We start from the raw sequence: 19,732 nt of genomic DNA, 5'->3' as shown, positions 1-19,732 counted from the left end.
TCTCTCTCTCCCTGAAGAATTAATAGTCGAGTGCTTGTTTTCCGGTGAAACTGGTGACAGGCGGGTAAGCGCGTTCGTCGGTGACGACGTCAATGACAGTCAGAACATTGGAACGAAGAGCCGTCTCAAGTGCAGCGGCAAGTTGATCAGCCCGCTCTACCCGCATGCCGTTGACACCGCAGGCTTGCGCAATTGCCGCATGATCGACCGGCTGGAAATGCACGACATCGGTATATGCACCAAAGAGGCTGAGTTCCGCATGTTTCTGGTAACCCAGAATCTGATTGTTGAGCACAACAACCACAACTGGCAAATTCATCCGCTTGGAGGTTTCGATCTCGGCCCAGACATGCGCGAAGCCACCGTCGCCCGTCAGGCAAATAACCGGCGACTGCGGGCGAGCTGCCTTTGCGCCCAGCGCAAACGGTAGTCCCCAGCCCAAACCGGCCAGGCCCCGCGGGGTGATGACCCGTTGTCCGCCGGAGCGGATGGTCACACCATCGGCAACCCAGATCGAGGAATAGGACGCGTCCGCCACGACAATGGAATCGGGCGTAAGCAGACGGTCGATTTCCGCGACAATCCGTTCGGGCCGCAGCGGTGTCGCATCCGAACCCGCCTTGGTCTCGCGCAGTTTTGCGCCATCCTTCAAGCCATCGCGAATGCGTGTCTCAGTGGCCGGGCGTTGCGCCTCGCGAACAGACAGGTCTTGCAGCTTCAGTGCTGCAACAAGGGCCTCCAGCCCAAGACGCGCATCGCCGACAAGGCGCAGTGCCTCGTAGTTGCGGCCAACCTCTGTGCCATCAATATCGATCTGGATATAGCGCGCGTCTTTCGGATAAAGCTGCCAGCTGTCGGTGCCGTTCTGATTGGTGCGATTGCCGACCAGCAATATGACATCTGCGTCCTGTACCATCGGCGCGAGTTGACCCGCACGCGCGCCAGGCCCCATGAAATAGCCCACCACGCCAAGCGAAAGCGGATTGGTTTCGTCGATTGCACCCTTGCCCATCACCGTGGTCGCGACAGGAAAACCGAGAGCCTGCAGCGCAGACAGAGCTTCATAGCCGCGCGCGCTGTGCACGCCGCCGCCAGCAATAACCAAAGGTTGACGTGCGGACGCAAGCAGCGCCGCAGCTTCGCTGACACGTGCCGGATCTGGCGCAACCGGATCAAGAGGGTAATGGCCAAGAGAAGCCTGACGTGCAGTCTTTAATGCACCGTCGTCCAGTTCATCGAGAACATCGAGCGGAACCAGAAGAACAGCCGGGCCTGCACGACCGGTCGTCGCAACCGTAAAGGCCATATCGACATAGTCTTCGATACGCGAAATCTCGCTGACGCGACGAACCCATTTGGCTGCTCCGTCAAAGAGCGCCAGATGATCCAGCTCCTGAAAAGCGTTCTTGTCGGTAAACTGGCGATGGACATCCTGAACAATTGCCACAACCGGAATAGAAGCCTTGAGTGCTTCGGCGAGGCCCGGAACCAGCAAGGTTGCTGCCGGACCGTTCTGAGCGGTTACGACCGCAACTTGCCCAGAGACGCGGGCATAAGCATCGGCCATGGCCGCACCCGCATTTTCCGTACGGTAGCCGACCTGCGTAATGCCGAAATCAGGCGCGGCAAGAAAGAACGCTGAAGGGATCGACTGTCCGAAGACACGGGTAACACCGTGGCGCTGCAACGCGCCTGCCAAGATATGAGCGCCGGTACGATTGGAACGTCGTTGAACATCTAGCATCTGCGCTTACTCCTCGCCGCAGGCAGTCGTTTTAAGAACAATCTTGCCCGTATGTGCTGAGGCTTCGAGATGAGCATGGGCTTCACGCACATCGGCAAGGTTGAATACGGAATCGATGACGGGACGAGCCCCCTTGTCGAGGATCAACGGCAAGACCTCGGTCTCCACCGCGCGGGTCAATACCGCCTTCATCGCCAACGGGCGCGCGCGGAGCGTCGAACCGCTGAGCGTGAGGCGCTTGAAGAGCAAAGGTCCCATGTCCATCTGGGCCTGCGATCCTTGCTGGAAGGCGATTTGCGCAATGCGTCCATCCTCGGCTACCAATTGCAGATTGCGCTGCATGTAGCTGCCCCCGACCATATCGACGATCACTTCCGGTCCACGCCCCTCGGTCAATGCCCGACCGGCCTCAACGAAATCGGTTGTGCGATAATTGATCGAGGCCACCGCGCCCAGAGCTTCGGATGCACGGCACTTGTCGTCCGAACCGCATGTGGTGATCATGCGTGCGCCGATGGCCTTGGCCAGCAATGTCGCGGTCACGCCGATACCGGACGTGCCGCCATGCAGGAGCACCGTTTCGCCGGGCTGAAGGCGAGCGCGCTGGAAAAGGTTGCTCCAAACCGTGAAGTAGGTTTCGGGAATACCCGCCGCCTCAATCATCGACAGACCGGCTGGCACCGGTATGCAGACATCCGCCTGCACCACGGCTTCTTCAGCATAAGCGCCACCGGCCACCAGCGCCATGATGCGGTCACCCACGCGGAAACGCGTGACGTCATTCGCCGTCTTAAGGACCACGCCCGACAGTTCCAGCCCCAAAACGTCAGTCACACCGGGCGGTGGTGGATAGTTACCGGCACGCTGCATGGCATCGGGCCGATTGACGCCTGCCGCATGCACTTGTACGCGCATCTCGCCGGGCTTCAGGGCGGGCAACTCACGCGCAACAAGTTCGAGAACTTCAGGGCCACCCGGACGGGCAGCTATAACGGAAAGCGTCGTCATATCAGACATTGGGATTTCCTTCGGGAAACAGCATCACTTTGAGCGCGGCCCGCTTTCGGGCGAGCGCAAATCCTTCTTCGGCGTCAGCCAAAGACAAACGATGGGTGATCATGCGGGTATAAAGCTCAGGCTCCGCAGCGAGACGCTCAACGGCTTCAGCGAAGGCTTCCGGTGTGGCGTCGTGGCTGCCGCGCAATTGCTTTTTGCCGCGCACCAGCACATTGAGATCAAGAGTGAGTGGTTCGGCATGGATACCGACAACCACCAGAACGCCGCCAGAACGAAGCTGGGTCAATCCGGAAGCCACACTTTCAGCGCGCCCGGTTGCTTCGAAAATGATATCGAGCCCGCCCTCGAAGTGGCTCGTCACAGCATCCGCCAAATTCACATGCTTCAGGTCCACACAAGCTTCGATGCCCATGGCACGCGCCAGCTCGAGGCGTGCATCATCATCATAACCAGCAAGCATCACCTTCGCGCCGCGCGCTTTGGCGACAATCGCGACGCCCATTCCGATCGGACCGGGTCCCAATACCAGCACCCGATCTCCAGGCAAGACTTCGCCGACATTGACGGCATTGATCGATACCGCCAGTGGTTCTGTAAGTGCGGCCACGTCCAGCGGCAGCGCATTGGGCAGCAACAGCGCATTTTTAGCGGGGATACGCACCTCCTCCGCGAAGCCACCATCCCGATGGAGACCAATCACGCGGCGCGTTTCACAACTGCCCGGAAGGCTATTGCGGCAGGATTTGCATTTTCCGCAAGCAACGGTTGGACAGCACACAACGGCATCGCCGATGGCAAGCTGGCTCACGCCAGCGCCGAGGCCAGTCACGATCCCCGTAAATTCATGTCCAAGGGTAAGCGGCAGAAAGGATTCCATGAAGCCGTAAGCAGGCTCCCATGCATGCGCATGGAGATCGCTGCCGCAGATGCCCGCAGCATGAACTTTAACGGCAATCTCTCCAGTGGAGAGGGCCTCAATTCGATCGCATTCTACCAACTCCGCACCCGGAGCGGGTAGACGCTTGCGCAAGGCTAGCATTAAATCCTCCTCCGGCGCACCGGCTCCTCAACCGTATCGCGCCATGTCTATATATGTTATAAGCCACATGTTATAACACTGAGTCAATTGAGAACCGCAAGATTGCCGATCAAAGGGGTGATGAATGGTAGAAGCTACAGCGACCGAATGGATAAAACCCATTCAAAGACAAAACCTTAGCGAGCTTGCCTATACCAATCTGCGTGAGGCGCTTATGGAGGGCCGACTCAAGCCGGGCGAAGACCTGCCGTTGCGTCCGATCTCCAGAAGCTTCGGAATCAGCGCCACGCCGATGCGCGAAGCGCTGTTTCGGCTTGTCGCCGAGCATGCGCTTGAGATCGATGGACGTGGCCGTATTTCCGTGCCTCACCTCACCCGTGCGACGCTGATTGAAGTTCGTAAAGTGCGCGGTTTTCTCGAAGGAAACGCTGCGCGTGAAGCCGCGCTCAATGCCAGCCCAGAGGCAGTCGATGCGCTTGAGGCTATTCATAATAAGCTGAGTGCAGCCCAGGATGCCGATGACTTTCCTACCGCCATCGGGCTGAACACCAAATTTCACCTGAAACTTTGTGAGATTGCGGGCCTGCCGGTCACGCATGAAATGGTATCCAATCTTTGGGTCCGCTGCGGGCCCCTGCTCTCTCATCTCTATGATGGCGGCGTACCGCTGAACTGGGATCCGCATCCGCATGTGCGCATTGTGAAAGCCATCCGCGCCAGAGATCCCGACGCCGCCTATGAAGCGCTGAACATGGATATTGAAGGCGGTGGCGCCGGACTGTTGGCACATGTGAAAGACTGATACTCTCGCCTCGTCCTGTGCGGCTTTATGGGGAGCAGGCATGTCCATTGCTCTCTCAGGCTGCCGTATAACGGGACTCGACCCACCGTATTGACGCCTCAAGCCCATCCGCATCCAACGGACGCGGGAGATGGCCGATATGCGGCGCAGTCATCGTTCTGCTGACGATTTCTCCGATCTCGTCGTCAGCCGCAGCGCGTCCACCGAGTTCGATCAAGGTGGCTGGCAGGCCAACACGACGGGAAAAGGCAACAAAGGCATCGATTTCAGGCGTCTGCGCCCCTTGGGCGTGCATCTGAACGACATTTGCATAGGCAACCTGAAGGCCATGCATTTTTTCCGCGAAAGGCGATACTGCGGTCAGCCCACGCGTCATCGAATGCGCGACAGACAAGCCCCCGCTTTCAAAAGCAAGGCCACTCATCAGGATTGTCGCTTCCACGACGCGCTCCAGCGCGGGCGTCGGTGTTTTCCTGTCTAATGCGGCGAGTGCGGCCTCGGCATGTTCCAGCAATATTGCGTGACACGCTTCGGCCAGAACCACAGCTGTCCAGGCGGAACTGCCACCGAAAATGTTCTTGCCCTGCGCATTGGCGCAGCATCTTACTTCATGAATTTTCCCGATCGCGTCGCCTATTCCAGCCAGGAAAAATTGCTTCGGAGCTTTCGCGATAACCGCCGTATCGGCCAGAACAAGCTCGGGATTACGCGGGAGTTTGCTGACGCCCACCATGCGATGGGCATCGTCATACATGACATAATTGTGCGAGGTCGGCGCATCCGTCGATGCGATGCTTGGCACTGTTACGACTTTGGCGTTCAAGCGATGCGCCAAGGCTTTGCCCGCATCGATGCATTTGCCGCCGCCAGCTGCCGCAACGACAGAAGGCACGCCGGCGAGCGCATCATGTAACCTGGTGATTTCGGCCTCGGTGCAATCACCGCCGAACATCAATACCGCGACTGTGATCTGCTGGTTTCGAAACGATTGCTCGATCATGTCTCCGTACTGTTCCCACAGCACGGGGTCGGCGACCAGAACTGCATCTCCGCCAAGTCGAACAAGTTCGGGACCAAGCTCTTTCAGAGCGCCTGCACCCTGTACATAGCGCGATGGTGATCCAAAAATTATCATTTGCGTTCCTCCCCGGCGTTTCGAGCGAATGCCCACCCCGTCGAATTTTTTGCGATTGCATATCATATATGATGCTTGATGTATCCTCGAAGAGTCAATATACATATTTTCGTCTGGTCGGAAGGAGCCGCCTTGACGCAAACATGACGCCCGCTTTCAGGATTGGCCCTTGCGGCGCATATGCCACCCATGGAGAACAATATGACCCTGCCATCGCCCATCGGAATGTCATCCGCTGGAGCATCGCCCGGCGCGAACAGCTATATGCCCGATGAGAAAACGGTTTCATTTCTGCGCGAGCGCGCGCAATTCATTCGACTGGAAACCATTCGACTAATCGATATTGCAAAGACCGGGCACTACACCTCTGTCTTCTCGGCGGCAGAAGCCTTCGCAGCGCTTTATTACGACGTGATGAACCTGCGTCATGGCGAGCCGCATTGGGACGAACGCGACCGGTTCACGATTGGCAAGGGCCACGCAGCCGTTGGCCTGTTTCCGATTTATGCGGATCTCGGCTTTTTCCCCAAAGAATGGCTCGATGATTACACGCGGCTCGGCAGTCCGCTCGGCGATCACCCGGACATGCGCAAGGTTCCAGGCGTGGACTTTTCGTCCGGCTCTATCGGTCACGCGCTATCGAATGCTATCGGCATCGCCCTCGCGCAGCGCTGGACCGGCAAATCCTACAAGGTCTTCTGCATGATGGGCGATGGCGAAATGCAGGAAGGTCAGGTCTGGGAGGCGGCACTCTTTGCAGCCCAGAACCGGATGAGCAATCTTATCGCCATTGTCGATCGCAACGGCTACCAGCTCGACGGCAAAGTGGACGACGTGATGAACATCGAGCCGCTTGACCAGAAATGGTCGGCTTTTGGCTGGGAAGTCCATGAAGTCGACGGTCATGACGTGACCGCTGTCACGGAATTGTTGCGCCGCTTGCGCGCAGACGACACCCGCGAGCGCCCCGTCGTGGTGATTTCCAAAACAGTGAAAGGCAAAGGCGTTTCCTACATGGAAACCGAACCGGGCTGGCATTTGGGCTGGCTGGACACCGAGGACGCAGACGCAGCCGTAGCCGAAATCAAATCGAAGGTAATCTGATATGAGCAGCCCTAAATCCCCTAATTCCTGGCAGTATCGCGGCCTGAATATGGTCAATCCCGGCCTCGACCACCTTTCAAATGGCCTGATGCAACTCGTCGAAGCGGGGCATAATGTAGTCGCCGGCTCCGCCGACCTTCAATATTCCAATGGTTTGAACCGTTTTGCCGCCGCCCATCCCGACCGATATATTTCATTCGGCATCTCCGAGCAGAACATGGTTTCTGTCGCAGCAGGGATCGCCACCTGCGGCGTTACGCCCTTTGTGGCGACTTTCGCATCCTTTCTCGGACTTCTGACCTGCGAACAAATCCGCATGGATGTCGCCTATTCCGCGCAGCCGGTGCGGCTGGTCGGCCATCATACGGGTATTTCGCTGGGCTTCTACGGCACCTCGCATCATGCGACGGAAGATATCGGAACGATGCGTTCCATCGCCGATCTGGCCGTGGTTTCGCCGTCCGATGGGGCACAGTTGGAAGCCGCAATCCGAGCTTCAGCCGATTGGGATCAGCCGATCTATTTCCGTATCGGGCGCGGTCGCGATCCGGTGGTTTATAGTGACGGCGCGAATTTCCAGTTCGGCAAGGCGCATGTTCACTCTCTCGGGGACGAGCTGACAATTATCGCCTGCGGCATTACCGTTCATGCTGCGCTGGAAGCAGCAGTCGCACTCAACGCTGCTGGTCATTCGGTCGGTGTCATCGACATGGCTTCGATCAAGCCGCTGGACCGCGATGCCGTTCTTGAAGCCGCAGAACGATCCCGCTGCATCATGACGGTGGAAGAACACAATGTGCTCGGGGGCCTCGGCTCGGCTGTGGCAGAAGTGATTGCCGACGAGGGCAAGGGCGTGCGCCTGAAGCGCCATGGCATTTATGACGAATACGCGTTGATCGCGCCGCCGACGCATCTTTACGCACATTATAAACTTGATGGGGCCGGTATTCGCCAAGTCGCGGAATCCTTCATTCGCAAAGGTCAAATGGCATGAAAACGGCAGTCATCACAGGCGGCGGCACTGGTATCGGCCTGGCCACAAGCAGATTTCTGCTGTCGCAGGGCTGGCGGGTGATCGCTGGCGGCATGGACAAGGAAGAGCCCCTGCCCGATGGGCTTGAGTTCATCCAAACGGATGTGACCAATACCGATGATCTTGACCGGTTGATGAACAGTGCCGAACGAATTGATGCGCTCATCAATTGCGCTGGTATCATTCGGCAGGCGCGCGAATGGCAGGCAGCTGAATTCCATAAGGTGCTTGAGGTCAATCTCACCGCCTCTCTGGCAGCAGCGACCGCAGCGCGGGAAAAGTTGCTGGCCGCAAAAGGCAGTATCGTCAACATCGCATCCATGTGGAGCTGGTTCGGTTCGGCCAACGCGCCCGCTTATGCCGCATCCAAGGGCGGCATCGTTGCACTGACGCGTTCCCTTGCCGTCGCTTGGGGACGTGAGGGAATACGCTGCAACGCCATTGCTCCGGGGTGGGTAAACACGCGGATGGGAGCAGGCGCTAAAAACGATCCATCGCGCGAGCCAGCTATCACAGCACGTATTCCGCTTGGACGCTGGGCGGAGCCTGAAGAAATCGCGGAGGTGATCGGTTTTCTGATCTCACCTGCCGCGCGTTATATCAATGGAGCGCTACTCCCGGTGGACGGCGGCTATTCCATCGCATGATAGAGGCCGTGCCTCGTCCATTACGGGGCACGGCACAACACCACTCAACGAGCGTTCTCGCTGTTCTTTTCTTCTATCCGGGCGACGAGTTCATTCGCCCATTGAATATCAGCCTGCATCGCATTGCGTGCTGCGTCAGGATCGTTGCGGCGCAAAGCCTCAATGAAGCGGAAATGCTGATGATCTTCGCCGGACAATTGCCTGACCGGCATTTCCTCGTGAAATGTACGCAGGAACGGCCCCATCAGTGTCCACATGTTTTCGCAAATCGTTTCGACATAGGGCAGCTCGGCGCGGCGCAAAATCAGAAAGTGAAACTCACGATTTGTCTGAGCGGCCTCGCGTGGGTCCTGTGCCGCCGCTGCGGTGAAACTCGCATTGAGCTTCTCGAATTCTTCTACAATCTCACCTGTAGCAGTTTGGCCGACGCGGTAGGCCGCCATACCTTCCAGATTGTTGCGAATAGCCACAATCTCGCGCAGATCGCGCGGCGTCAAAACAGGCACCGCGACCGAGGTGGCGGCAACAAAATTCAAGGCCTGCTCCGAGGCCAAACGCATGATAGCTTCGCGCACCGGCGTAATCGATGTACCGTAAAGTTCGGCCACACCGCTAATCGTGAGACGCTCCCCCGGACGATATTCACCCTCCATGAGAGAGAGGCGCAGATTGCGATAAATCTGTTCCGACAGGTTCGCTTTAATGACTTGCTTCTGGACCATCCAAATCGCCTTTCATTTGGATATATCGCAGCAAAATCAAGCGATGGCCAGCCATAAAGTGGCATTACAACGCGGCAACCCATCGCGGACCACTGATCGCAAACAAAGCACATTCGTTGAGTCCAAGTGCTCCAGTTTGGTTGAGCGCAATCCCCTCTCTTATCATCAGTCTAGAAACCACAACCTCTAACTTCCGCCGCGTCCACGACATGTCTGCACTAAAAATGATGGCTGACGAGAGCCGCACCCAGCCCCACCAGTATCGTGCCACACGCCTTTGGCACCATCCAACCCATCCTGTTACTGTGGAAGCGTCCAAAGGCGAGAGACGCAATAGCGACAGCTGCAACGTCGGCCGTTGAGAAAATCAGGTTAACGACGATGCCCAACACAAGGAACTGAAGCCAGAGCGGAATTTCGGTCGCCGGCTGCACGAATTGCGGCAGAAAAGTTAGGAAGAACAGCGCTGTCTTCGGGTTGAGAACTTCAACCACGATACTGTCGCGAAACGTTTTTGATACCGGACTTCCGGATTGATCGCCTTCTCTATTCCAATTAAAGAATAGGGCGAACCCCGACCAGATCAGATATCCGGCACCGGCAAACCTTATAATTGCGTAGATGATCGGTGCGTGTTCCATCAACGATGCAAGGCCTATCGTGGCAGCAACGATATGCACGTAACATCCCAGATGAACACCAAGAGCCGCCATCAGGCCAGCATTGCGACCGTGCGCAAGGGTTTGCGCGGTCATGTAAAGTATTGCTGGCCCTGGCACGCAAGCAAATGTTAACGTCGCAACAGCAAACGGTATCCATAAGTCCAGCGACGACATAATGGCTCCTCCCCATGGTCCAATGGCAGGAGTATTAGGCTTGGCTGAAACGCAATGATATACGGCAGGTGTCGTATTTAGACGGCAGGAATGCTCGGATAATCTACTTTTGGTTAAAGCTTTTTAACGCGTATCAAGGCACATAAATGTCCCGATCAGACCACTAACTTTGTTACCGTGACCACTTACGAACCGGTCAATGGGGTGACATTAAAATCGTGGGCTCGATTTTAGCAATTCCCTGATATGGATTTGCATGAATCGCCAGGATCCACAGACATAAAGTTGCGCTGACCGTGTATATAAGCAGAGCCACAATTCCGGCTCGAACTCTGTCTGAATGTGTTGAAGAAATCGCAATTACTGTCATGATAGTGAGAGAAATAACCAAATACCATCTGTAGGAATCTACAGACGTCGTTCCAATAGAAAGCCTCATGCTTCTGGCATCTTGCAGAATATCAAGATCGCTTAATAAATACGAAATTACGGGACCTGGAATGTTTTCTTTGCTCATTTTCAATATCACGTCGCGGATGTCCTGCAGGGACTTTTCGACCGAGCCAGCTGGCTGCAGGTTTATGTTCTTCACCCATTCATCGTCTACGACAGCGTTCCTGTAGCGGATCAATACCTCTCGCAGAGGAGGTGCATCGATTTCTGGAGAATCGGCAATTCCAATCAATCGAATGATCGCGGAGCGCTCATCGCGTGTGGCTTGATTTGCTTTTGCGGTAATGGCCCATATGTCAGCCGCGACAAATCCGAGTGCAAGTGCCCAAGCCGTCGCCACTGTAGCGACAAATGCTCCGACTGGTATCGATAGAGGGTCACGTTCGGCATATTTTGCAAATATATGCAGCATCAGACGCCCAAACAGAAAAAACGCTCCCCCTAATGCAGCAAACGCAAGGAGAGACATTTGGACGGAGAGCGCAAATATCGTAACCATCTTAAAGGTGCCCCGTTTCTTTTTGACTTCCAATATTGTTGTTACGGTATAGAATACTAATCGCCAATAAAGATTACGATGCTATTAAGTTTGCGACCATAGTGGTACGGGCATTTCTTGGGAGAATAGCCATGCAAAAAAAGATTTCAGTCGCAGCAACCAGTGTGGTGTTACTTATCAGCTTGGTGAATTCCGCGTCAGGCGCGTCGATAGGCGGAGGGAATCCCCACCCTGTCAGCGATTACGTGTGCAAAGACGGCACTCATCTGGCTGTTCGTCTCCTCGGAGAGAGCGCTTCGGTATCTATCAACGGCAAACCCGCCATCGACCTGCCCTCCCAAGGGACAGATGGAACGACCTATTCCGACGGCCAGCAGACACTGGCGATAGTAGATGGTCGACTCTCATGGACCATAGGCCTGGCTGCGCCGATCGCTTGCACCGGCGGCTGAGCACCTACCCGGCCAACGGAGAGCACCGTAAGTTGAGAAGACAAATTTTATTTATAAGATGATTAATGTGTCAGTCGAGTTGACAGCTGGCTTCAATTTAAACGCGAACTTATAAGTTTATCTCGGCGCGCCCGATTGCCGCAAACAATCTCGCCCATACAAGCAAGCAGCAAGATGCGTTGATAGACTCAACGTTTTAAAGCACCCACAAGTCAGAACTTCCGTATCCGCGCTTAAGTCTGGCAACAAACGCTCAAGACGCCCCTAGCTTCTTCCCGGCTATCTCGCAGCGTTGAATCACGTCCACCGGTGCTTCAAAATCAAAGTCGGCAACAGTCTCGTTCTCCGCAATTGCCTGCCCCAACACCTTGAACTCCTTGCCGCTCGCTCCCGGCTTTAAGCTGAACGCATGGGCTTTGAGATGAACTACTTTTCCGCGTACGAGGCTCTCCCCTTCCCCGCCTTTCGTCCTTATATCCCCATCAACCGTGATGGTACCAAACGGCTTTGACAGCTGGACGCCGATTGCGCCATCACCAAAGGTTGTGATGCTCTGGAATTCGGCATGGTTCAGCGTACCGTCATAAAGGTTGAATCCCCGCGCACCCAGACCATGCGTCTCGATAGGAGCTTGAATCTTGAGCGCGTTGATATCACCGAAATTCACGAACCCAATGCCGCTTGAACCGTAGGAAGTTATCGGGGCTTTTGCCGCCCAGGAATCGACAGCTCCCCAATTGTCGAGAACCATATCATTAGGACTATAAGTCGTCACCGAATCCTGATTGATAACGCTCAACGCGTTGACGCCGGAACCCACAAACACGCCACCCGTAATCAGATTGCCGGTGCCTTTTGGGATTCCACCGTCCGAATGGATTTCTCCCGTGGTGAGTTCGGTGAGTTCGATCACGCCGCCAGCTTCGGTTGGAGCCGGAGCCTTAGCCATGTCGGCATCAAAAGGAATATACGCTCCACCGAATATGAATATACCACTGCCCCGCAGAGGATTTTCTTTGCTGCCGCCCGAAAGATTATGGGCTTCCAGTGTCCAGCGGCTCGCTTTATTCTTCGAGTTGTTGAGGACCGTCAATCCGCCAAGCAGAACTTCGACTCCGAATCCTGAAGGGCGATGCGCGGCAATTCGGGCGTCCGCCCTTTCAACATGAATGTCATCAAGCTTGATATGCGCTGCTAATGCGCCGGCTGCTTCCAGATGAAAACGGCCGACAGTTCTTATATTGTCAACCGTAATCGTACCGAGATCGGTGTTTTCATCAGCCAGACCGATGGCGATCTGAGTTTCATCCGTCACTATCCGCAAATCAGCGATCCGATGGTTCGCACTCAAGATCAGGCCCGGTTGCCCTTCCTTGAAACGCAATTCGGCTGTGCCATCAACACCACGAAGCAGCGTTCCCGATGACAATTTAAGGCTGGGAAGATTATCGATGACACCTTCGACCTCAATGCTCTTCGCATTTTCGTGAATGGCAAGCTGAATGTCGGCAGCATCTTTCACTCGTCGTGTATTATTAATCATGGAATACTCCTATTATTGTCGATGCCACAATTTTTTCGGACGCATTGCGCCGTTTACTTGCCATTTCAATTGAGGAAATAGACCTGCTGCCTAGATTTTCAAGTATTCAGGCGACAAATCCTTGACGGATTTCGCCCCCGCCAACAGCATGACGAGATTCAACTCTTGGTGCACGTGCTCAAGCACACTCTGCACGCCCGCAGCTCCACCCACTGCTGATCCGTAGAGAACAGGACGCCCAACGGCCACAGCAGAAGCTCCAAGGCAAAGGGCGCGGAATACATCAATACCACGGCGGATTCCGCTATCGAAAAGCACCGGCACGCGGTTGCCTACCGCATCGCTGACTTCCTTCAGCACACTGATGGCACCTGGAACGCCGTCGAGCTGGCGTCCACCGTGATTGGAGACCTGAATGGCGTCCGCACCCGCTTTGATCGCCGTATCCGCATCTGTTCCGCGCATAATCCCTTTGACGATGACCGGCAGTTTGGACACTGATTTGACCATACGAATGTCATCGGGAGTAAGATCGATCTTCTGATTTCTGAAATTACCAGTTCCGCCGTAACGCGGATCATGATTGCCAAAGCTGAATCCGGGTGGGAAAGGCTTGCCCAGTTCAATGAACGCATCGCTCGCGCCGGGCCCAAGAGCATCTGCTGTGATGATAATCGCGGAATAGCCAGCGTTTCGTGCACGCTCAAGCAGACTTTGCGTCACATTAATGTCTGCGTTGAAGTAAAGCTGGAACCATTTGGGTCCTGTGGTCGCCTTGGCTATTTCTTCGAGTGGCCGGTTGGATGCACCCGACGATTGGTAAAGCGTACCAGCCGCTCCGGTGCCAGCGACAGCCGTAATCTCGGCTTCAGGATTAGCAAAAATTTGCGCGCCCATCGGGGCCACCATGATCGGAAACGGCAGTTTCTGGCCCAGAAGCTCCAAACCAAGATCAACATTATCAGCCGCGACACCAGCGAGACGGTGCGTTCGAATGGGGTAGTCGTTAAAGGCACGACGGTTTTCGCGCAGTGTCCATTCATCGCCCGATGCATGGGCGATGAATGCATAAGCAGGCTCACTCATGATGGCTTTTGCGCGTTGCTCAAGCAGGTCGAAGTTTACGATATCAATTTTTTTGTCCGTCGACCGTTTTGTTCCGCTCGCAGCGGCTGCAGCTTTGCGGGTATTCCCGGTCGCATGGGCAGCGCCGGACAGGGCAGCCAGCGCAAAACCCGCGCCGGCTCCTTGCAAGAGATTGCGTCTTGAGTGATTCATATGTTCTGTATCCTGTGTTTGGACCAACGGCTTGCCACCGCAGCCTTGAAAGACTGCTACCAGGCACCACGGCGGTGATTGCTAACCCAGCGATACATGCCGAGAATATTCAACGTCTTCATCGTGCTGAATGCAGTCCAGCTCTGAACCTCCGGACTGAATTTGACGTTGCGATAAAGTTCATCCCAGGACTGTCCAGCCCGCACGAGGTCGAGAACCTGCCGATGAAGATCGACGATGTAATTGCGTTCTGCAACGATGTCTTCTTTCTTCGCCGGGCTGTAATGACCGACATCGATTACATCGACGTCCTGCTTGATGACCCAATCAAGGGTCTCCACCCATCCATCATAATAGAAATCGAGGAAGTCATTGTATGGCATGGACTTGCTTTCGCAGACATCCGTGCATTGCAGAGCTTTGTAGCCAGGGAAATAGACCATCACCATGCTGTTGGAATGGCTTGGCGCGACGCGGTGCAAACGCACCTCCTCCCCGCCCAATGTGATCGTCATATTCTCATCGAAAACTTTGTCAGGCACCGCCGTCGGAAGCTTTTCGCCAACGATGGGCTCGACTGCCCGTTGGTTGGCGATAACCGTGGCTCCGTCCTGCTGAAAAATCTGTCCACCACTGACGTGATCGGCATGGGCGTGGGTGTAAACCAGATACTTCACCGGCACATTGAATCGCTTCTTGATTTCGTCTTTGAGCCAGCCAGACGTGCAGCTCATCGCGGGGTCGATAACAAGTGCGCCTTCCGTGGTAACCAAAACCAGGCCACTATGGACAGCCAGTCCTGCACCGGTCGTATGACGGTAGAGATTACCCTTGACCTGTTCCAGGCTACGAGGAGTATCGGGGCAGGCTGCGCCGGTGAAATCGGGAAGAACCGCGCGATTGGCATAGGGCGTTTGATCGAGAACGACAGCATCATCGCTGGCCGCCAGCGCAGCCGTGCCGGTCATAACAGCCAAGAGCAGCGCCACGAGTTTAGTCAAAGAAAGTTTCATCAATTATCCCCTTGAGGTGTTCGGCGAAGGGTATCTGCGGATACTGAATTGTCCTGAGTTTGATTGCGGCCCATCTTGAACAGCGGTTGTCGGCCCGACATTACTGGGCCGGAAGCTACCGCCCGTTTGATCTATCTGACAATTCGGATAATATTGATGATTATGAACAGTCCATTCGATAGAACCAAAAAACAGCCCACCCTGGATCAGATCAATGTGTTCCTGGCCGTTGTCGAAGCGGGCGGATTTTCTGCGGCGGCACGGCGGCTGCATCGGCAGCAATCGTCTGTCAGCTATACGATTGCTGCATTTGAGGCCCAATTGGGCGGCGTCGCGCTGTTCGATCGGACAGTCCGCCGTCCCGTACTGACGGAAATCGGGCGCGCGGTGCTGATCGATGCGAGGCGCATCGCGCAAGAAGTGGATGGTTTGAATGCCCGGATGGACGGGCTACTGGCCGGTGTGGAGCCAAAGCTTTCCATTGTAGTCGATGCCATGCTTCCCGGACCTGCTCTTGTGGCCACCCTTCGCGATCTGCGCGCCGAATTTCCCAAACTTGCTGTGCAGTTGAGGACGGAGGTTCTAGGTGGTGTCCCGGCAGCCGTTCTGGACGGATCAGCCAATATCGGAATCAGTGGACCGCTTTTTTATCGTATCGACCGGCTGGATCAGGTTCGTATCGGTCAGACCAGTCTTATCCCTGTGTGCGCACCGAACCATGAACTTGCAAAAATGCCGGGACCAATTAGCAACAGGCAGGCGCGAGCTTTTACCCAATTGGTTTTGACAGACCGCTCGGAAATGTCCAAAGGCCAGGACTTTGCCGTATTGTCACCAGACACAATCCGGGTTTCGGATATCCAGGCCAAATACTGGTTGGCGCTGTCTGGCCTTGGATGGGGTAACCTCCCCTTGTGCCTCATCAAGGATGATCTTGCAGCAGGCCGATTGCACGAGGTTAAACTGGCGGAATGGCATAGAAGGCCCTATCCCTTCCACACAGTTCATTCCATTGACGCACCGCCCGGTCCGGCTGCCCTACGCTTTGCAGAATATCTTGAGAGACATTTGACCGAAGATTAGCCTTCGTGCTGGCATCTACACTTCTCAATAAATTCCAGCGCTGAAAAACTTGCAGTAATACGCACGAGCGTCCGCATCGGCTGCGATTGTTCCCTTTGTCTTCATGATCGCGATACAGGACGCGGAAATCGCCGCGAGCGCATAGCCAAACTCCAAAGCGACGAAAAGCTAAATAGTGGAATCTTCGCATGAGAAAAAACCACCCCAGACGACATTTTCCTAAATATTACATTTGCAGCTATATCAAAATAAGCGTGCATATCGTTATGTGTTGATATTGCAACAGGTTATATGTGAACTAATACTGTCATAAAACTGATAATTGAAAATGAATGTATTCGATGTTTTTTTGATTTCGCAAATACAACTACTTCAGGTGACGAATCATGAAAATCACTACACTTCTGATTTCTTTCTCAGCGGGGATCATATCTTTGCCGGCATTTGCCGCCGATGCAATTGTTGCTCCAGAGCCGGAAGCCGTCGAATATGTTCGCGTTTGCGATGCTTACGGCGCGGGCTATTTTTACATTCCAGGCACCGAAACCTGCCTGCGCGTTAGCGGCTATGTCCGTTATGACGTGAAGGGTGGCGACGACGCCTATACAGGCTTTGATCGCAAGGGCTGGGACAAGGGCGCCCGCTTCACGTTGCGCACCCACACCGCGACCGAAACCGAACTGGGCACGCTCAAGTCCTATACCGAAACCCGCTTCAATTACACGGCGGACAATTCCGGCTGGGATGGCGAGTATGGCTCCGCGTCGAGCGGTGTCGACAATCGCCGCGCCTATATCGAACTTGGCGGCTTCCGCGTAGGTATCGACGAATCGGCCTTCCACACCTTTACCGGTTACCTCGGAGATATCATCAACGATGACGTTATCGCAGCTGGTAGCTACACCACGGGCCAGATCTCCTACACCTTCAACGCTGGCAATGGTTTCTCGGCCCTTATCGCAGCCGAGCAGGGTGGCAGCAGCTACACGATTGACGGCTACACTCCGCACCTTCTTGGCGGCTTGAAGTACAAGGCTGGCTGGGGCTCGATCGCAGCTGTCGTGGCTTACGATTCCGTTCTCGAAGACTGGAATGCGAAGCTTCGTGGCGATGTGAACATCACCGAAAGGTTCTCGGTCTGGGTACAGGGCGGCTATTCGTCGGAAGAAACCCCAGATCAGAATTACGGCCAGTGGGGCGGCGAATGGGTTGTCTGGGGCGGCGCGAAGTTCAAGGCAACCGAGAAGGCCACAATCAATATCCAGGGCGCTTACGAAGATTGGGGCAAGACCGCAATTGCTGCAAACGTGGCTTATCAGCTGGTTCCTGGCTTCACCATCACCCCGGAAATTGCCTACACCAAGTGGGATAGCGATCATCCGCTGCGTGAAGCTGGTCTCGTAGGATCAGACGGCATTCAGGGTACGGTTCGCTTCCAGCGTTCGTTCTGATTATTTGGCGTGAATCGTAATAATTACGAAAGTAACGTTTGACAAATTCAAGATAAATATGAATATTGAAATCGTGATAATCTGACCTCCAATCATGATTTCATCACATAAACTAGCAGCGGCAGATTATTTCTGTCGCTTTTTTTAACTGTATTAAATATTAGTTTTCATATTGCATCGTCACATAAATTCACAAATATTACGATTAGCAGACATAATGTTGGATGTTTCAGTGCAACATCGATCGACAGAACAAAACCGAAATCGACTTTGGTAATTGTCTGGAAGAGATATTAATTCTCTTTGGCATCATTGTTCGCATACAATGAAAGGTCGAATTCATGAAAATAAAGTCGTTCCTGATTGCTTCCGCTGCGGTCGTGACATCAGTTCCGGCATTTGCTGCCGATGCAATCGTTGCTCCAGAGCCTGAAGCTGTTGAATATGTTCGCGTCTGCGATGCTTACGGCGCGGGTTACTTTTACATTCCGGGCACCGAAACCTGCCTGCGCATCAGCGGCTATGTCCGCTACGAAGTAAAGGGTGGCGACAATCCTTATTCCGGCGTTGACCGTGAAGGCTGGGACAAGAGCCTGCGCTTTACGCTGCGCACCTCGACGGCTTCGGAAACCGAACTTGGCAGCCTGAAGACCTTCACCGAAACCCGCTTCAACTATTCGTCCAACAATTCGGGCATCGATGGCGTTTATGGCGACACCGGCAGTGATGTCGAACTGCGCATGGCCTATATTGAGCTTGGCGGCCTCAAAGTAGGTATCGACGAATCCGAATTCCACACCTTCACTGGCTATCTCGGCGACATCATCAACGATGACGTGGTCTCGGCTGGCGCCTATCGCACCGGCAAAATCGCTTACACGTTTGCAGCCGGTAATGGCTTCTCGGCCGTTGTCGCTCTTGAACAGGGCGGAGATAACGATGGTGGCTTTACGGCTCCTCGCGATGGTGGCTATGCAATTGACGGTTACATGCCGCATGTTGTCGGCGGCCTGAAATATGCAGGCGGCTGGGGCTCGATCGCTGGCGTCGTAGCATACGACTCCGTTATTGAAGAATGGTCCACGAAGGTTCGCGGCGACGTCAACATCACCGACCGTTTTGGCCTCTGGCTTCAGGGCGCCTACTCTTCGGAAGCAAGCCCAGATCAGATGTACGGTCAGTGGGGCGGCGAATGGGCTGTCTGGGGCGGCTTGAAATACGCACTGACGCAGAAGGCAACGTTCAACCTCCAGGGTGCAACCGACGACTGGGGTAAAACTGCCGTTGCTGCCAACGTAGCCTATGAACTCGTCCCTGGCTTCACGATCACGCCTGAAGTCACCTACACCAAGTTCGGCGGCGATTGGAAGCGTTACGAAGCAGTTGTCAATGACAACAACGTAAATGATGCTTGGGGCGGCACGATCCGCTTCCAGCGTTCGTTCTAAGCTGTTTTCTGAGAAAACAGCTACAGGTCATAACAGGCGATCAATAATGACGAAGGCTTAGACGTCATATATTCATCGATGCAGTGACAACCAAAGCAGCGGCGACCGCGTCATCCGGTCGCCGCTGTTTTTTTGAGTTGATAGCCAGACAGACGACAGGTGATTGGCAGGACAGAGGCCCGCGGTCGATTCACTTGCGAGCCTACCGATCCGTCCCACGTTCTCGCAGGTCGTCCAATTTTCGCTATATCACCTGTTCAAGCGAACGCACGATATTCGCATTCGCGCAATGCGACTTTTAAGACATTATTTCAATAAATTATGCCGAAAACAACAAATATCAAATTTATGTAATTTACATTTCGAGATACATTTTCTAAGATAATAGAAATACTTTATATATAATTTTTCATGAATAATTTCCGTACTGTAT

18 protein-coding genes are annotated in these 19,732 nt (G+C 54.6%); 8 read left to right on the top strand and 10 right to left on the bottom strand.

Annotated elements, in window-relative coordinates; all coding sequences use genetic code 11:
* Positions 1–19: 19 nt before the first annotated feature.
* From WIX40_RS22555 to WIX40_RS22545, 3 genes are read right to left on the bottom strand one after another with little or no spacing between them, the layout of a single operon-like run.
* Positions 20–1,744: an acetolactate synthase catalytic subunit gene (locus tag WIX40_RS22555; protein ID WP_339442338.1), complete on the bottom strand. Its 1,725-nt coding sequence runs from the start codon at positions 1,742–1,744 to the stop codon at positions 20–22.
* A 6-nt stretch (positions 1,745–1,750) separates the two neighbouring features.
* Entirely contained in the window at positions 1,751–2,761 is a 1,011-nt protein-coding gene (locus WIX40_RS22550; RefSeq protein ID WP_339442336.1) for an NAD(P)H-quinone oxidoreductase, read from the bottom strand.
* Complete coding sequence (locus WIX40_RS22545; RefSeq protein ID WP_339442335.1) at positions 2,754–3,800, bottom strand: zinc-dependent alcohol dehydrogenase; 1,047 nt, start codon at positions 3,798–3,800, stop codon at positions 2,754–2,756. The genes WIX40_RS22550 and WIX40_RS22545 overlap by 8 nt, the downstream gene beginning before the upstream one ends.
* 124 nt (positions 3,801–3,924) lie before the next feature.
* Between WIX40_RS22545 and WIX40_RS22540 the strand changes: the two genes are divergently transcribed.
* A complete protein-coding gene (locus tag WIX40_RS22540; RefSeq protein WP_109366214.1) occupies positions 3,925–4,602 on the top strand; it encodes a GntR family transcriptional regulator in 678 nt (225 codons plus the stop codon).
* Between the two features lie 55 nt (positions 4,603–4,657).
* Here the strand turns inward: WIX40_RS22540 and WIX40_RS22535 are convergent, their stop codons facing one another.
* The gene (locus tag WIX40_RS22535; protein ID WP_109366215.1) at positions 4,658–5,737 is read right to left on the bottom strand and encodes a glycerol dehydrogenase; all 1,080 of its coding nucleotides are present in this window, start codon (positions 5,735–5,737) and stop codon (positions 4,658–4,660) included.
* A gap of 201 nt (positions 5,738–5,938) precedes the next feature.
* Here WIX40_RS22535 and WIX40_RS22530 point away from each other — a divergent pair, with 201 nt between their 5' ends.
* Genes WIX40_RS22530 through WIX40_RS22520 form a run of 3 tightly spaced genes read left to right on the top strand, consistent with a single transcriptional unit; the run spans position 5,939 to position 8,521 of the window.
* Positions 5,939–6,841: a transketolase gene (locus WIX40_RS22530; protein ID WP_339442331.1), complete on the top strand. Its 903-nt coding sequence runs from the start codon at positions 5,939–5,941 to the stop codon at positions 6,839–6,841.
* 1 nt (position 6,842) lies between these two features.
* On the top strand, positions 6,843–7,835 hold the full coding sequence (locus tag WIX40_RS22525; RefSeq protein WP_339442329.1) for a transketolase family protein: 993 nt from the start codon (positions 6,843–6,845) through the stop codon (positions 7,833–7,835).
* On the top strand, positions 7,832–8,521 hold the full coding sequence (locus WIX40_RS22520; protein WP_121537571.1) for an SDR family NAD(P)-dependent oxidoreductase: 690 nt from the start codon (positions 7,832–7,834) through the stop codon (positions 8,519–8,521). Before WIX40_RS22525 ends, WIX40_RS22520 begins: the two co-directional genes overlap by 4 nt.
* Positions 8,522–8,565: 44 nt before the next feature.
* On the opposite strand, the gene WIX40_RS22515 is transcribed toward WIX40_RS22520, so the two are convergent.
* The 3 genes from WIX40_RS22515 to WIX40_RS22505 all read right to left on the bottom strand — a co-directional run bounded on the left by WIX40_RS22515 (position 8,566) and on the right by WIX40_RS22505 (position 11,031).
* Positions 8,566–9,243: a GntR family transcriptional regulator gene (locus WIX40_RS22515; RefSeq protein ID WP_109366218.1), complete on the bottom strand. Its 678-nt coding sequence runs from the start codon at positions 9,241–9,243 to the stop codon at positions 8,566–8,568.
* A 218-nt stretch (positions 9,244–9,461) separates the two neighbouring features.
* A complete protein-coding gene (locus tag WIX40_RS22510) occupies positions 9,462–10,079 on the bottom strand; it encodes a LysE family translocator (protein WP_124915348.1) in 618 nt (205 codons plus the stop codon).
* A 196-nt stretch (positions 10,080–10,275) separates the two neighbouring features.
* Entirely contained in the window at positions 10,276–11,031 is a 756-nt protein-coding gene (locus WIX40_RS22505) for a bestrophin-like domain (protein ID WP_339442322.1), read from the bottom strand.
* A 131-nt stretch (positions 11,032–11,162) separates the two neighbouring features.
* Between WIX40_RS22505 and WIX40_RS22500 the strand changes: the two genes are divergently transcribed.
* Entirely contained in the window at positions 11,163–11,483 is a 321-nt protein-coding gene (locus WIX40_RS22500; RefSeq protein WP_171317732.1) for a hypothetical protein, read from the top strand.
* A 253-nt stretch (positions 11,484–11,736) separates the two neighbouring features.
* On the opposite strand, the gene WIX40_RS22495 is transcribed toward WIX40_RS22500, so the two are convergent.
* From WIX40_RS22495 to WIX40_RS22485, 3 genes are all read right to left on the bottom strand, one after another.
* Positions 11,737–13,026: a hypothetical protein gene (locus WIX40_RS22495; protein ID WP_339442320.1), complete on the bottom strand. Its 1,290-nt coding sequence runs from the start codon at positions 13,024–13,026 to the stop codon at positions 11,737–11,739.
* A gap of 90 nt (positions 13,027–13,116) precedes the next feature.
* Positions 13,117–14,304 (bottom strand): alpha-hydroxy-acid oxidizing protein, encoded by a 1,188-nt coding sequence (locus tag WIX40_RS22490; RefSeq protein WP_339442318.1) that lies wholly within the window; start codon positions 14,302–14,304, stop codon positions 13,117–13,119.
* A gap of 56 nt (positions 14,305–14,360) precedes the next feature.
* Positions 14,361–15,317: an MBL fold metallo-hydrolase gene (locus WIX40_RS22485; RefSeq protein ID WP_124915344.1), complete on the bottom strand. Its 957-nt coding sequence runs from the start codon at positions 15,315–15,317 to the stop codon at positions 14,361–14,363.
* 156 nt (positions 15,318–15,473) lie between these two features.
* Here WIX40_RS22485 and WIX40_RS22480 point away from each other — a divergent pair, with 156 nt between their 5' ends.
* The 3 genes from WIX40_RS22480 to WIX40_RS22470 all read left to right on the top strand — a co-directional run bounded on the left by WIX40_RS22480 (position 15,474) and on the right by WIX40_RS22470 (position 19,299).
* On the top strand, positions 15,474–16,400 hold the full coding sequence (locus WIX40_RS22480; RefSeq protein ID WP_339442316.1) for a LysR family transcriptional regulator: 927 nt from the start codon (positions 15,474–15,476) through the stop codon (positions 16,398–16,400).
* Between the two features lie 386 nt (positions 16,401–16,786).
* Positions 16,787–17,851, top strand: coding sequence for a porin (locus WIX40_RS22475; protein ID WP_339442314.1), 1,065 nt, complete (start codon positions 16,787–16,789; stop codon positions 17,849–17,851).
* A 341-nt stretch (positions 17,852–18,192) separates the two neighbouring features.
* On the top strand, positions 18,193–19,299 hold the full coding sequence (locus WIX40_RS22470) for a porin (protein WP_339442312.1): 1,107 nt from the start codon (positions 18,193–18,195) through the stop codon (positions 19,297–19,299).
* The last annotated feature ends 433 nt before the right edge of the window (positions 19,300–19,732 follow it).

This window comes from Ochrobactrum teleogrylli, assembly GCF_037482325.1.
GTDB lineage: Bacteria > Pseudomonadota > Alphaproteobacteria > Rhizobiales > Rhizobiaceae > Brucella > Brucella teleogrylli.
The sequence above is the reverse complement of the archived record's forward strand: the minus strand, read 5'-3'. Positions and strand labels throughout refer to the sequence as shown.